Origin of the sequence: Cupriavidus sp. UGS-1, from assembly GCF_021213615.1 — a bacterium.
In the GTDB taxonomy this organism is placed as follows: Bacteria; Pseudomonadota; Gammaproteobacteria; order Burkholderiales; family Burkholderiaceae; genus Cupriavidus.
On record NZ_JAJQJF010000014.1, the window covers coordinates 128662 to 143441 of the forward strand.

The 14780-nt window shown below is 68.7% G+C and carries 11 protein-coding genes; 2 read left to right on the forward strand and 9 right to left on the reverse strand.

Translation table 11 applies throughout. From position 1 onward, the window contains the following. Positions 1–224: 224 nt before the first annotated feature. From LRR16_RS18075 to LRR16_RS18095, 5 genes are all read right to left on the reverse strand, one after another. Entirely contained in the window at positions 225–764 is a 540-nt protein-coding gene (locus tag LRR16_RS18075) for a MarR family winged helix-turn-helix transcriptional regulator (protein ID WP_232206732.1), read from the reverse strand. 37 nt (positions 765–801) lie between these two features. Then, positions 802–1311: a DUF3237 domain-containing protein gene (locus tag LRR16_RS18080; protein ID WP_232206733.1), complete on the reverse strand. Its 510-nt coding sequence runs from the start codon at positions 1309–1311 to the stop codon at positions 802–804. Further along, positions 1308–2468: an ABC transporter substrate-binding protein gene (locus tag LRR16_RS18085; RefSeq protein WP_232206734.1), complete on the reverse strand. Its 1161-nt coding sequence runs from the start codon at positions 2466–2468 to the stop codon at positions 1308–1310. Before LRR16_RS18085 ends, LRR16_RS18080 begins: the two co-directional genes overlap by 4 nt. A 34-nt stretch (positions 2469–2502) precedes the next feature. Beyond that, positions 2503–3765 (reverse strand): flavin-dependent oxidoreductase, encoded by a 1263-nt coding sequence (locus LRR16_RS18090; RefSeq protein ID WP_232206735.1) that lies wholly within the window; start codon positions 3763–3765, stop codon positions 2503–2505. Between the two features lie 154 nt (positions 3766–3919). Next, positions 3920–4651 carry a hypothetical protein gene (locus LRR16_RS18095; RefSeq protein ID WP_232206736.1) on the reverse strand — a complete coding sequence of 244 codons (732 nt, stop codon included), beginning with the start codon at positions 4649–4651 and terminating at the stop codon, positions 3920–3922. A 191-nt stretch (positions 4652–4842) separates the two neighbouring features. Between LRR16_RS18095 and LRR16_RS18100 the strand changes: the two genes are divergently transcribed. Continuing rightward, positions 4843–5055, forward strand: a complete 213-nt coding sequence (locus LRR16_RS18100; RefSeq protein WP_006579879.1) for a glycine zipper 2TM domain-containing protein — start codon at positions 4843–4845, stop codon at positions 5053–5055. Between the two features lie 159 nt (positions 5056–5214). On the opposite strand, the gene LRR16_RS18105 is transcribed toward LRR16_RS18100, so the two are convergent. Then, complete coding sequence (locus LRR16_RS18105; protein WP_232206737.1) at positions 5215–5667, reverse strand: PACE efflux transporter; 453 nt, start codon at positions 5665–5667, stop codon at positions 5215–5217. A 155-nt stretch (positions 5668–5822) separates the two neighbouring features. Between LRR16_RS18105 and LRR16_RS18110 the strand changes: the two genes are divergently transcribed. After that, complete coding sequence (locus LRR16_RS18110) at positions 5823–6737, forward strand: LysR family transcriptional regulator (protein ID WP_232206738.1); 915 nt, start codon at positions 5823–5825, stop codon at positions 6735–6737. Between the two features lie 36 nt (positions 6738–6773). On the opposite strand, the gene LRR16_RS18115 is transcribed toward LRR16_RS18110, so the two are convergent. The 3 genes from LRR16_RS18115 to LRR16_RS18125 are packed head-to-tail and all read right to left on the reverse strand — an operon-like array spanning position 6774 to position 14727. Beyond that, a complete protein-coding gene (locus LRR16_RS18115; RefSeq protein ID WP_370646848.1) occupies positions 6774–8240 on the reverse strand; it encodes an efflux transporter outer membrane subunit in 1467 nt (488 codons plus the stop codon). A gap of 2 nt (positions 8241–8242) precedes the next feature. Continuing rightward, positions 8243–11572 carry an efflux RND transporter permease subunit gene (locus tag LRR16_RS18120; RefSeq protein ID WP_006579840.1) on the reverse strand — a complete coding sequence of 1110 codons (3330 nt, stop codon included), beginning with the start codon at positions 11570–11572 and terminating at the stop codon, positions 8243–8245. Further along, complete coding sequence (locus LRR16_RS18125) at positions 11569–14727, reverse strand: MdtB/MuxB family multidrug efflux RND transporter permease subunit (protein WP_232206740.1); 3159 nt, start codon at positions 14725–14727, stop codon at positions 11569–11571. The genes LRR16_RS18120 and LRR16_RS18125 overlap by 4 nt, the downstream gene beginning before the upstream one ends. Between the last annotated feature and the right edge of the window lie 53 nt (positions 14728–14780).

Below are 14780 nucleotides of genomic sequence, written 5' to 3' on the forward strand. Positions count from 1 at the left end.
GGTCTGCGGCAGGGTCTGCGGCAGGATGTGCGGCAAGATGTGCGGCAAGATGTGCGGCAGGGCGAGACGGGGCAAAGATACGGAACATGTCGGCGCGGTGGGTGGGTGGAGAAAGGCCAACGAGGAACGGCAACGTTGGCTGGAGCTTCAGGACAGCGAAGCGTACCCACCGCACTGCGACGACACTATTCAAATGATGGCGGCCACTACAGGATTTGTTACTCTCAGGCGAGTCGCGCCAGCAGTGCTCTCAACGTCTGCTGTTCCTGCGCCGACAGCGCGCGCGCCATCTTCGCGTCATGGTCGCAAACGGCCTCGGTCGCCGCCTCCAGCGTGCGGCGGCCGGCCGCCGTCAACACCAGGCTGAACGCGCGGCGATCGTTTTCCGCCGGCCGTCGCGCCACCAGCTTCATCTCTTCCAGCGCATCGACCAGCAGCACGGCCCCCGAACGTGCAATGCCCATGATCCTGGCCAGGTCGGTCAGCTTCAGGTCCGGGTTGCGCGAGATCAGCACCAGCGCCGAAAAGCGTGGCGGCGTGATATTCCACGGCGCCAGCGATCGCACGAAGTCCTCGTAGAGCCGGATCTGCGCGCGGCGGATCGCGTAGCCGATCAGGTTGTCCAGCACCCCATAGTCGACGTCCGGCAGATGCGGGTCGAAGCCGCCGGCTTCGGTGGCGGGGTCTGGCGCGAGCGTATCGCGGGTCTTGCGCGGAGAGCGGGAAGATGGGGACGAGCGTGAGGAGCGTGACGAAGCGGACATGGAAAAGGGAATGGCGGCGCCGAAGCCCGCCATCCGTTCAGGCGACGCGGAAGTATCGCATCTGCACGCGGTCCGGGAAACGCGCGCCGGTCGCGACAAACGTGTGTTGCATCAGCCAGCGGTAGGCCGGTGCCTGCGTCTCGAAGCGGGGCGCGGTGCGGAAGTAGACCAGCGACGGATCGACCGTCTCGCCGGCGGACAGGCGCGCCAGCACATCGGCGGGACCGCTGCGCAGACCCGCGTTCACGATGTAGATCCGGGCGCCGTCGTCGGTCTGCAGGACGTAGCGCGCCTCGATCTCCGCGACCGTGACGCCGTCGCCCAGGTCCGGACGCACCAGCTGGAAGTCGGCGCCGCCGGGCAGCACGCGGCCGCGCAGCAGCGGGCCGTCGACGATGCCATCCAGAATCGGAATCACGCGCCGCTGCCCGACCGCGCTGGCGCCGACTTCGATCGCCGGATCGAGCCGGAAGCTGAAGTCGGCGACGTGCTCGAGCTTCGGCGTCGGCAAGCCGGGCAGGCCAGGCAACGTCGATTCGGCCGTCATTTCAGCAGCTTCCAGTTGCCGTTGTCGATGGTCAGCATCACGCGGCCGCGCTGGTCGAAACCGAAGTGGTCCTGGCTGGTGTAGTTGAGCACGCCATGCGAGACCACGATCTCGCGCTCGCTCTCGAGCGCCGCCTTCAGCGCCGCGCGGAATTCCGGCGTGCCCGGCCTGGCGCGCTTGAGCGCGACCGGCACGATCCGTTGCAGCACCAGCCCCGCATCGTACGGATGCGCGCCGAACTGCGTGCGGCTTTCCGCGCCGTACTGCTTCTCGTAGCGGCCGACATAGTCGAGGCCCGGCTTCTTCGGCGCGCTGTCGGCGGCCAGTTGTTCGGGCACGATCACCGGACCGGCCGGCAGGATGGCGCCGTCGACCGCCTTGCCGCCGATGCGGATCAGGTCCTTGGTGGCGGCCCCGTGCGTGTGGTAAATCGGCCCGCGATAGCCGCGCTCGCGCAGCGTCGTGTGGGGCAGCGCGGCACCGGTGCCGGCGCCGGCGATCAACATCGCATCCGGGCGCGCCGAGATCAGCTTCAGCGTTTGCGCGGTGACCGCGGTGTCCGAGCGCGCGTAGCGTTCGGTGGCGACGATGCGGATGCCGTTGGCGGCCGCGGCCGTGGTGAACTCCTTCAGCCAGGTCTCGCCATAGGCGTCGGCAAAGCCGATGAAGCCGATGGTCTTGACGCCGTTGGCCTTGGCGGTTGCCGCGACGGCTTCGGCCATCAGCTTGATCGGCTGGGCCAGCCGGTAGGTCCATTCGCCGCGGCCGGGCTTGAGCTCGATCGGCGAGAACGCCAGCTGCACGGTCTTGCTCTCGTCGGCGACTTCGGCGATGGCAATCGACGGTGCCACCGCCGACGAGCCGAGGATGATATCGACCTTGTCCTCGCTGACGAAGCGGCGCGCGACCTTGGTGGCCTGGGTCGGATCGGAGCCGTCGTCGAGCACGACATATCGGATCGTTTCGCCGGCGATCTGCTGCGGCATCAGCCCCAGCGACTGCTTCTGCGGAATGCCGAGCGAGGCCGAGGGCCCGGTCGACGAGATGCTGACGCCGACGGTGACGTCGGCCAGCGCGGCGCCGGACATCGAGGCGGCGGCCAGCGTCAGTGCCAGTGCCGGGGCCAGGCGCGCGAGCGCGGTGCGGCGAAGTGTCATGGCTTGTCTCCCTTTCTTATGATGGTGCGGCCGGTCAACGTGTGCCGCCCTGCACGGACTGCCGGTCGAATCCGGCCAGCTGCTTGTAGCGCAATGCGATCGCCTCCAGCTCGGCGTGTGGAATCACCTGCTCGATATCGGTGAAGCCCTGCGGCGCGCGCAACTCGGCCAGCTGCATGACCTGCTCGGGGCCGTTGAGCCGGTTGCGCAGCACGATCCCGGCGGTGCGCGGCAGCCGTTCTGCCTCGTATTCGCGCAGCGCGTAGCCGGTATCGGGCGTGCCGAGCAGGCAGTCGACCAGATGGCGGGCATCGACGATCGCCTGCGCGCTGCCGTTCGAGCCGATCGGGTACATCGGGTGCGCGGCGTCGCCGAGCAGCGTGACGCGATCGAAGGTCCAGCGCGGCAGCGGATCCTTGTCGACCATCGGGAATTCGTAGATCGCCGCGGCGCCGTCGATCAGCGCCGGAATGTCGATCCAGTCCCAGCGCCAGCCGGCGAAGGCCTCGCGGAACACCGACTTGTCGACCTGCCGGTTCCAGTCGCTGCGCGGCGGCGTGTCCGACGCGTCGTCCGGCACGCGCAGCTCGGCAATCCAGTTGATCAGCGAGCGGCCCTGCCGGCGCAGCGGCTCGGAGATCGGATAGGCGACGAACTTCTGGTCCTGATGGCCGGCCATGAACATCGAGCGGCCGTCCAGATAGGGCGACGCCTCGGTGACCGCGCGCCACAGCATCCGCCGCGAAAAACGCGGGTCGTCGCCGCTCGGATAGAACTGCCGCCGGACCGCCGAATGGATGCCGTCGGCGCCGACCAGCACATCGGCGCTGGCCGGCACCTGCGCGCCGTCCGCGCGCCGCCGCAGCGTGAATTGCACCGGCGACCCGGGCCGCGCGCCGGTGTCGTGCACCGCCTCGAAGGCGTGGCCGGTATGGACGCGATCGGCGCCCAGCCGCTCGACCGCGGTCCGATACAGCAGCATCTGCAGCTCGCCGCGATGGACCGAGAACTGCGGATACGGATAGCCGGCGGCAAGCCCGCGCGGCTCATGCCAGATCCGTTGGCCGAACTTGTTGTAGTAGGACAGCGAACTCGTTTCGATCGCGATCTGCGCGAGCGCCGGCTGCAGGCCGAGTTCGGCGAGTTCGCGGACCGCATGGGGCAGCAGGTTGATGCCGACGCCCAGCGGCTTCAGCGATTCGCTGGCTTCCCAGACTTCGGCGTCGATGCCGTGGCGATGGCACAGCAGCGCGAGCGTCAGCCCGCCGATGCCGCCGCCTGCGATGGCGATGCGCATGGTGTCTCCTGCGGCGGACCTGCGCGCGACGGGCGGTCCGCTCTGTGTTGGATGTCTGCTTGGCGTCTGTTCGACGTCCGTTCGACGAATTGTTATGGAGTATAACTAAATCGCCGAACCGCGCAAGGGCGGGTCGACACGGCTGCGTTCTGGCTTATTTTCCCCAGCTTGGAGACAGCAGCCGCAGGCCGACCGACACGAAGCGCGTCTCGCGCGGCTGGTTCAGCTGCGTGCCCCAGGTCATGTCGACCTGGACGCGCTGCGGCACGATCCACACGCGCGCGCCGAGCTGGATCCACGGGCGGTCGCCGCTCTCGCCGAAGGTCTCGGCGATCATGGCCCAGCGCTCGCTGATCGTCGCCTCGCCGGCCACGCCCCAGGTCATGCGGGTCTGCCGCTCGGCGCGATCGTGCGTGGCGCCGACGTTCGCATGCAGCAGCAGACGGTCGTCGCGCATCGACACCGTCAACGGCAGGTTCAGGTAGAGTCCGCCCGGCGTCCTGCGCGGCGAGGCCTTCGGGTATTCGGTCATGCCGACCGTCAGCGCGACGCCGTAGCCGTTGGTCTCGACGGGCTTGAGCACCGTCTTGCCCTGCAACTGCAGATCGGTGATCGCGTTGCCCGGTCCGTCGCCATATCGCTGCACCGAACCGCCGAACGTCCATTCGAAGTTGCCGGTGAAGTTGCAGCCCGGCAGCGCCCAGCGTTCGGTGCCGTCGCGATTGAAGCGCAGCCACGATTCGAGCTGGCACGATTGCGGATCGACGATGCGCGCGTCGTCGGTGACGAGCGGCCGCGCCGCCCATGCCAGCGGGGTCAGGCAGAGCAGCAGCATTGCCGCGAAGACGCGGTACAGAGGGGAGAGGCGGGCGGAAATCGGCAGCATGTGTTGGCTCGCAATGGCGCCCGAAGTCTAACGCGCACCGATGACATGGTGTCGCACGACGCCGTCACGACGTGAGGACGCGCGGCCGATGTGGGATTTATCTGACAGCGGTATAGGTGGCGGTGGTCTGCCCGCCCGGTGCGATGGGGCCGCACAATCGAGCTGTCTCTCGCCCGTACAAGGAGCTTTCGATGCGTACCCTTACCCTGTCGTTCGCGCTGGCCACGCTGCTCGCCACCGCGGGCTGCGCCGACATGACCGCCAAGCAGCGCAACACCGCCATCGGTGCCGGTGTGGGCGGGGTCGCCGGCGCGACCCTGATCGGCGGACCGGGCGCCACGCTGGGCGGCGCCGCGCTGGGCGGTGTGGTCGGCAATGTGCTGACCGACGACAAGAAGAAGTAAGGGTCGCAGAAGTCAGGGCCGCAGCGGTCAGGGCCGCAGCAGTCAGCGTCGCAGCAGTCAGGCGGCACCAAGACAGGACGCCCCGGCCAATGGCCGGGGCGTCGTCGTTTGATGCGTCTGGGTTGCGTCGGTGTTGCCGCTGCTCTGGCGCGGCGCCGGTCAGGCCGGCTCGCTGCCGGACGCCTCGGCGGCGACCGTGCGGCCCGGCACCGGGAACACGATGTCGTAGGCCCAGTTGTAGACGAAGGCGTAGACCACGTAGAAGCCGGCCACCGCCAGGTCCATCAGCAGCGCATCGAGCAGGCTGATCTTCAGGTACCACGCCACCGAAGGCAGGAACACGATCAGCAGGCCCAGCTCGAACAGCAGCGCGTGGCAGACGCGTACCGCCGGCGACTTGCGCACCGACCCGGTCAGCCGGACCATGGCCTTGTCGAACATCAGGTTGTAGACGTAGTTCCAGACCGCGGCGATCAGCGAGGCCACCGCGGCGATCACGCCCATCTGGTGCAGGGCGTAGCCGAATACCCAGCTGCCCAGTGGCGCGAAGATCAGCAGGCCGATCAGTTCGAAGCCCACCGTGTGACGGATTCTGTCCAGCGTACCGCGCATTGTGTCGCTCCATCGAAGACAATGGCGCCAGTCTATCGGGTAGGGCAGCAGATACAAGTTGGGAAGTATCTGTTATCCAGATGGATGTGGCGGAGATGTGGCACCATGGGGATTCCGTTCCGCTACCGCCGTTCATCCGACGGCCGACCCGCGCCATGAGCCTGTCCCTCGAACAACTGCAAGCCTTCGTCGCCGCGGCCGAGACCGGCTCGTTCTCGGCCGCGGCGCGCCGCCTCGGCAAGGCCCAGTCGGTGGTCAGCACCGCCGTCTCCAATCTCGAAATCGATCTCGACAATGCGCTGTTCGACCGCAGCGGACGCTATCCCGCGCTGACGCCGGCGGGCGAGCGCCTGCTGGTCGAGGCCCGCGTGATCCTGGAGCGCTGCGAGCATTTCCGCGGCGTCGCCAAGAGCCTGGGCGAGGGCGTCGAAAGCCGGCTGGTGCTGGCGGTCGACGAGCTCTATCCCGAGGAGACGCTGGGCGTGCTGCTCGAGGAGTTCTCGCACCGGTTTCCTGCGGTCGAGCTGGAGTTGCTGTTCCCGGTGATGGAGGACGTCAGCCGGCTGGTGCTCGAGGGCGGCGCTGACCTCGGCCTGATGTGGCGGCAGGAGGTGCTGCCGCCCGCGCTGGCCTTCCGCGGGCTGGGCTGGGTGCCGATGCAGATCATCTGTGCGCCCGACCATCCGCTGGCGGCGCAGCAGCGCGTCGGCTGGGAAGAGCTCAAGCGCCATCGGCAGCTGATGGTGGCGGTGCGCAGCGACAGCGAGGAGAAGATGCGCCTGCGCGTGGCAGCCGAGGTCTGGTGGGTCGAGAGCCACTGGGTCATCGTCGAGCTGGTCAAGCGCGAACTGGGCTGGGCCTTCGTGCCGTGGCACGTCGCCGCCAACTCGCCGGCCGCCGCGCAGCTGGTTTCACCGGAGCTGGACTTCGACGACCAGGACTGGCCGGTGGCGATGGAGCTGGTCTGGCACAAGCAGCGCCCGCTCGGCAAGGCGGGCGCCTGGCTGCAGGAGCGGGTCAGCCACCAGCCGCTGCCGCAGCCGTCGCTGCGGCGGCGCAGCAGCGGTTGATTCGGCGAGGGCTGCGGCAGACCACCGCCGCGGCGCCTAGCGCGACACCGCAGCTCCTGCCTCGGATCCCGTCGCCACCGCCGTCCCGGGGCCTTGCCATCCCCCGCCCAGCGCCTTGATCAACACCACGCTCGCGCTCAGCTGCCGGCCCGCGATCGACAGCGCGGTGCGCTCGGCCGTATAGGCCGCGGTCTGCGCCGTCAGCACGTCGAGCAGGCCCGCGGTACCAGCGCGATAGCGGTTGTTGACCAGCGACAGCGCCTCGCGCGCCGAGCGCAGCGCCTCGTTCTGTACCACCGCTTCCTGCTCGAGCAGGCGCGCCGCGGCCAGGTTGTCCTCGACCTCCTGGAACGCCGTCAGCACCGTCTGCCGATAGTTCGCCACGGTCTGGTCGTAGACCGCGATCGCCTGTTCCTTGGCCGCGCTGCGCGCGCCGAAGTCGAGCAGCGTCATGGCCAGTTCGGGGCCGAACGACCAGATCCGGTTCGGCAGCGACAGCCAGCGCTCGAGCGAGCTCGAGGTGAAGCCGCCCGCGGCCGACAGGCTCAGCGTCGGGTAATACGCGGCCTGCGCCACGCCGATCTGCGCGTTGGCAGCGGCGACCCGGCGCTCGGCCGCGCTGATGTCGGGGCGGCGCTCCAGCAGCTGCGACGGCACGGCCACCGGCACGCGCGGCACCGTCTCGGTGAAGTCGATCGGCGCCAGCGAGAATGCCGCCGGCGGTTGGCCGGTCAGCACCGCGATCGCATGCTCGTATTGCGCGCGCTCGATCTGGATGTCGATCAGCTGTGCCTGCGCGCTTTTCAATTGCGTCTCGGACTGCAGCACGTCGGAGCGCTGCGCGATGCCGGCCTGGTACTGGTTGCGCACCAGCTGCAGCGATTTTTCGTAATCGGCGACGGTCCGCTGCAGCAGCGCCTGCTGCGCATCGGCGACGCGCAGCAGGAAATAGGTCTGCGCCAGCGTGGCCTGCGTCGACAGCAGCGTCGAGGCCAGGTCGGCCTCGCTGGCCTGCGCGCTCGCTTCGCTGCTCTCGACCTGGCGCCGCACGCGGCCCCACAGATCGACCTCCCAGCTGGCAGACAGCGTTGCCGTCTGTCCGCTGGTGATATTGCCGTTGCCGCTGCGCGAGCGGTCCACGCTGGCCTGCGCGCCGACCACCGGGAAGTAGCCGGAGCGTGCCGCGCGCAGGATCGCGGTGGCCTGCCGGTACTGGGCCTCGGCGGCGGCGATGGTCTGGTTGGAGACCTTCACGCGCGCCATCAGCGCGTCGAGCTGCGGATCGCCGAACACGGTCCACCAGTCGCCGCGCTCTCTGGCGTCGCCGGGCTCGGCGGGCTTCCAGTGGCCCCATTCGGCCGGCGCCTCCTTGAAGGTGGGTGTCAACGGCGCATCGGGCCGCTGGTAGTCGGGCCCGACCGCGCAGGCGCCGAGCAGCAGCGCGCAGGCCATCACGACGCAGCCGGGCAGGGAGGAGGGGCGGGTCATCGCTTTCTGGTTCATCGTCACGAATCGAATCCGGCAGGCGTGGGCGCGGACGGCGTGCCGCGGCCGCTGTCGCGACGTGCATGGCGGCGGTTGCGCCAGGCCTGCCACTTCAGGCGCCAGCGGTCCAGCGTCAGATAGACCACCGGGGTGGTGTAGAGCGTCAGCAGCTGGCTGACCAGCAGGCCGCCGACGATCGAGATGCCGAGCGGCGCGCGCAGCTCGGCGCCGTCGCCACGGCCGAGCGCCAGCGGCACCGCGCCGAGCAGCGCCGCCATCGTCGTCATCATGATCGGCCGGAAGCGCAGCAGGCAGGCCTGATAGATCGCCTCGCGCGGCGTCAGCCCTTCGCGCCGTTCGGCATCGATCGCGAAGTCGATCATCATGATCGCGTTCTTCTTGACGATGCCGATCAGCAGGATCACGCCGATCAGCGCGATCACGCTGAACTCGGTGCCCGAGGCCAGCAGCGCCAGCAACGCGCCGACGCCCGCGGACGGCAGCGTCGACAGGATCGTCAGCGGGTGCACATAGCTTTCGTACAGGATGCCCAGCACGATGTAGATCGTGATCAGCGCGGCCAGGATCAGGATCGGCTGGCTGCGCAGCGACTCCTGGAAGGCGCTGGCGGTGCCGGCGAAATTGGCCTGCAGCGATTCGGGCGCGCCGATCCGCGCCATTTCATGCTGGATCCGCTCGGTGGCCTGCGACAGCGACACGCCCTCGGCGAGGTTGAACGAGATCGTCGACGCGGCGAACTGGCCCTGGTGGTTGACGCCGAGCGGCGTGCTGGTCGGCACCACGCGCGCGAACGCGGACAGCGGCACGCGATTGCCGGCACCGGTCACCACATAGATGTCCTTCAGCGCGTTCGGCCCCTGCAGGTATTCCTGGCTCAGCTCCATCACCACGCGATACTGGTTCAGCGGATGGTAGATCGTCGACACCAGCCGCTGGCCGAACGCGTCGTTCAGCAGCGAATCGACCTGCTGCATCGTGACGCCGAGCCGTGACGCGGTGTCGCGATCGACGATCACCGAAGTCTGCAGGCCCTTGTCGTTGGTGTCGGTGTCGATGTCCTCCAGCTCCTTCAGGTTCGACAGCGCATTGCGGACCTTGGGCTCCCACGCGCGCAGCACCTCGAGGTCGTCCGAGCGCAGCGTGAACTGATACTGCGAGCTGCTCTGCCGGCCGCCGATGCGGATGTCCTGCACCGGCACCAGGAACAGGCTCGCGCCGGGTTCCTTCGCCAGCTTGCCGCGCAGCCGCGCGATCACCTCGTTGGCCGTCTCGGTGCGCTCGGTCAGCGGCTTGAGCGTGACGAACATCTGCCCGGTATTGCGCTGCGAACCGCCGGTAAAGCCGGTCACGTTGACCACCGCGGGGTCGGACTGCACGATGCGGATGAAGCTGTCGAGCTTCTGGCGCATCGCCTGGAACGAGGTGGCCTGGTCCGCGCGGATGAAGCCGATCAGCCGGCCGGTGTCCTGCTGCGGGAAAAAGCCCTTCGGCACGATCACATAGAGCCAGACGTTCAGGCCGATCGTCACCAGCAGGATCAGCCAGACCAGGCGGCTGTGCCGCAGCGCCACCGACAGCGAGCGCGCATAGCGCTCGCTGATCCAGCCGAACGCGCGCTCGCTGGCGCGATACCAGCGGCCGGGCGGGCGCTGGTGCCGCGGCTCGCGCAGCAGCCGCGCGCACATCATCGGCGTGGTCGTCAGCGAGACCACCAGCGACACCAGGATCGCCACCGACAGCGTGATCGCGAACTCCTGGAACAGCCGGCCGATGATGCCGCCCATCAGCAGCAGCGGGATGAACACCGCGATCAGCGACAGGCTCATCGAGATCACCGTAAAGCCCACCTCGCGCGCGCCGCGCAGCGCCGCCTGCACCGGCCGCATGCCGGCCTCCAGATGGCGCGAGATGTTCTCCAGCACCACGATCGCATCGTCGACGACGAAGCCGGTGGCGATCGTCAGCGCCATCAGCGACAGGTTGTTCAGCGAGAAGCCGGCCAGGTACATCACGGTGAAGGTGCCGATCAGCGACACCGGCACCGCGACGCTGGGAATCAGCGTGGCGCGCACGTTGCGCAGGAACAGGAACACCACCATGATCACCAGCGCGACCGAGATGATCAGCGTGTGCTCGACCTCGCGCAGCGACGCGCGGATGGTCGGCGTGCGGTCCATCATCACGTCCATCGAGATCGCGGCCGGGATCATCTGGCGCAGCGTCGGCAGCATCTCGTTGACGCGGTCGACCGTCTCGATGATGTTGGCGCCGGGCGAGCGGTTCAGCACCAGCAGCACCGACGGCTCGCCATTGGCCGAGCCGGCGTTGCGCACGTCCTGCACCGAGTCGGTCACGGTGGCGACGTCGGATAGCCGCACCGGCACCGCGAAGGAATTGGGGCCGCTGGTCGCCGCATTGCTGCCGGCGGCATTGTTGACCGTGGTGGTGGTCGTGCCGCCCGCGGTCACCGTGGTCGTGGTCACGCCGTTGACGGTGGTGGTGCGCACCGTACCGCCCGAGGTCGCGCTCGACGTGCTGGCGATCAGCGCGCCGGCGGTGGTGGTCGAATAGCTGCCCGGCGTCGCATAGCGGATGATCAGCGGCATGTAGTCTTCCGCCTTCATCGCCTGGTCGTTGGCATAGATCTGCCATGCCTTGCTGTCGTTCTCGACCACGCCGAGCGGCCGGTTGGCATTGGTCGCGCTGATCGCGTTGCGCACGTCGGACAGCGCGATGCCGTACTTGTTCAGCGCGGTCGGATTGAGCGAGACCCGCACCGCCGGCAGCGAAGCGCCGCCGATCGTCACCTGGCCGACGCCCTCGATCTGCGACAGCTTCTGCGCGAGGATGGTGGAGGCGGCGTCGTACAGCTGGCCGCGCGTCATCGTCGGCGAGGTCAGCGCGATGATCATGATCGGCGCGTCCGACGGGTTGACCTTGCGATAGGTCGGGTTGCCCGGCAGGCTGCTCGGCAGCGTCGCGCGCGAGGCGTTGATCGCCGCCTGCACGTCGCGGGCGGCGCCGTCGATGTCGCGCGACAGGTCGAACTGCAGCACGATCCGCGTCGAGCCGAGCGAGCTGCTCGAGGTGATCTCGTTGACGCCGGCGATCGAGCCGAGCGCGCGCTCCAGCGGCGTCGCCACGGTGGCGGCCATCGTTTCGGGGCTTGCGCCCGGCAGCGAGGCCGACACCGAGATGGTCGGGTAGTCGACCTGCGGCAGCGGCGACACCGGCAGCATCCGCAGCGCGGCCAGTCCGGCCAGCAGGATGCCCAGCGTCAGCAGCGCGGTCGCGACCGGCCGGTGGATGAAGATGGCCGACAGGTTCATGGCGCCCTCGGCGGTTCGGTACCCGGCGTGCCGCCCGGGCCGAAGTCCGCATCCCGATCGGCGTCCGGATCGCCGAAGCGGCGCCGGCGCCAGCCCTTGAGCCGGCCGGCGACCCGGTCGAACGCCAGGTAGATCACCGGCGTGGTGAACAGCGTCAGCACCTGGCTGACCAGCAGCCCGCCGACCATCGTGATGCCCAGCGGCCGGCGCAGTTCCGAGCCGATGCCGGTGCCCAGCATCATCGGCAGCGCCGCCAGCAGCGCCGCCATCGTCGTCATCAGGATCGGGCGGAAGCGCAGCAGGCAGGCCTCGAAGATCGCGTCGCGCGGCGCCATGCCGCGTTCGCGCTCTGCCTCCAGCGCGAAGTCGATCATCATGATCGCGTTCTTCTTGACGATGCCGATCAGCAGGATGATGCCGATGATCGCGATGATGCCCAGGTCATGGCCGGCCAGGAGCAGCGCCAGCAGCGCGCCGACGCCGGCCGACGGCAGCGTCGACAGGATCGTCACCGGATGGATCGTGCTCTCGTACAGCACGCCGAGCACGATGTACATCGTGACCACCGCGGCCAGGATCAGCCACAGCGTGTTCGACAGCGACGCGCTGAATGCCAGCGCCGCGCCCTGGAAGGTGGTCTGCATCGAGATCGGCAGGCCGATCTCCTGCTCGACCTGCTTGATCTTGTCGACGGCGTGGCCCAGCGACGCGCCCTGCGCCAGGTTGAACGAGATCGTCGCGGCCGGGAACTGGCCCTGGTGGTTGATCACCAGCGGCCCGGTGCGCTCGCTGATGCGGGCGAACGCGCCCAGCGGCACCTGGCCGCCGGACGACGAGGGCAGCCGCAGCTCGGCCACCGCCTGCGGGTTGTCGCGGAATTCCGGCATCGCCTCCAGCACCACGCGGTACTGGCTCGACTGCGTGAAGATCGTCGACACCAGCCGCTGGCCGTAGGCGCTGTACAGCGCGCTGTCGATCACCGCGGTGGTGATGCCGAAGCGCGCGGCCGCGTCACGGTCGATGTCGACGTAGACGCGCAGGCCGTTGTTCTGCTGGTCGGTGGCGACGTCGCGGAATTCGGGTTCCTCCTTCAGCCGCTCGACCAGCTTCGGCACCCAGGTCGCCAGCGTCTGCGGATCGGGGTCTTCGACCGTGAACTGGTACTGCGTGCGCGAGACCCGGTCTTCGATCGTCAGGTCCTGCACCGGCTGCATGTACAGCGAGACGCCGCCCATCTCCTCGACCGCGGCCTGCAGCCGCTCGGTGACCGTCGCGATGTCGTCGCGCTCGCCCTTGGGCTTCAGGTTGATCAGCATGCGGCCGGCGTTCATCGTGGTGTTGGTGCCGTCGACGCCGATGAAGGCGGACACGCTCTGCACCGCCGGATCCTTCAGCACGACTTCCGACACCGCGCGCTGCTTCTGCGACATCGCCTGGAACGAGATGCTCTGCGAGGCCTCGGTGACGCCCTGGATCACGCCGGTGTCCTGCACCGGGAAGAAGCCCTTCGGAATCGCCAGGTACAGCACCACGGTCAGCGCCAGCGTGCCGATCGCGACCAGCAGCGTGGCGCGCTGCCGGCCCAGCACCCAGTTCAGCGCGCGGCCGTAGCGCTCGATCACGCGGTCGAAGAAGGCGCCGGTGGCGCGGTGAAAGCGCGGCAGCTGGTCCTCGGGCACGTGGCGCAGCATCCGTGCGCACATCATCGGCGTCAGCGTCAGCGAGACCACCGCCGAGATCAGGATCGACACCGCCAGCGTGACCGCGAACTCGCGGAACAGCCGGCCGACCACATCGCCCATGAACAGCAGCGGGATCAGCACCGCCACCAGCGAGAAGGTCAGCGAGATGATGGTGAAGCCGATCTGCTTCGAGCCCTTGAGCGCCGCCGCCATCGGCGATTCGCCCTTCTCGATGTAGCGCATGATGTTTTCGATCATCACGATGGCGTCGTCGACGACGAAGCCGGTCGCGATGGTCAGCGCCATCAGCGTCAGGTTGTTGATCGAGAAGCCCGCGAGGTACATCACGCCGAACGTGCCGACCAGCGACAGCGGCACCGCCACGCCCGGAATCACCGTCGCCGGCACGTTGCGCAGGAACAGGAAGATCACCATCACCACCAGCGCGATCGCCAGCAGCAGTTCGATTTCGACGTCGTGCACCGACGCGCGGATCGTGGTGGTGCGGTCGGTCAGCACCTCGGCCTTGACCGAGGCCGGCAGCGAGGCCTGCAGCTGCGGCAGCATCGTCTTGATGCGGTCGACCACCGCGATCACGTTGGCCCCGGGCTGGCGCTGGATATTGACGACGATGGCCGGCTTGCCGTTGGCCCACGCGGCCAGGCGCGAGTTCTCCGGGCCGTCGACGATGGTGGCCACGTCGGTGATGCGGATTGGCGCGCCGTTCTGGTAGCCGATGATGATCTGGCGATATTCGTCGGCCGAGCGCAGCTGGGCGTTGGCGTCGATCGTCGAGGCACGCGCCGGGCCGTCGAAGCTGCCCTTGGCGCCATTGACGTTGGCCGCGCCGATCGCGGTGCGCAGGTCGTCGATCGACATGCCGAGCGCGGCCAGCGCGGTCGGATTGGCCTGGATGCGCACGGCCGGGCGCTGGCCGCCGCTGATGGTGACCAGACCCACGCCCTGGATCTGCGAGATCTTCTGCGCCACGCGCGTATCGACCAGGTCCTGCAGCTTGGGCAGCGGCAGCGTGTCCGAGGTCATCGCCAGCGTCAGGATCGGCGCGTCGGCGGGATTGACCTTGCTGTAGACCGGCGGCATCGGCAGGTCGCCCGGCAGCAGGTTGCTGCCGGCATTGATGGCGGCCTGCACCTCCTGCTCGGCGACGTCGAGCGGCAGCGTCAGGTCGAACTGCAGCGTGATCACCGACGCGCCGCCCGACGAGGACGACGACATCTGCTTGAGCCCGGGCATCTGGCCGAACTGGCGCTCCAGCGGCGCGGTCACCGCCGAGGTCATCACGTCGGGGCTGGCCCCGGGATACAGCGTGGTGACCTGGATGGTCGGGTAGTCGACCTCGGGCAGCGCCGACAGCGGCAGCATCCGGTAGGCGACCAGCCCGGACAGCAGGATCGCGAGCATCAGCAGCGCGGTGGCGACCGGCCGCTCGATGAATAGGCGTGACGGGTTCATGCAGCGTCCTCGGTACGGCTACGGCGCGGGCTCATTGGCGCGGTGCCGGCGCG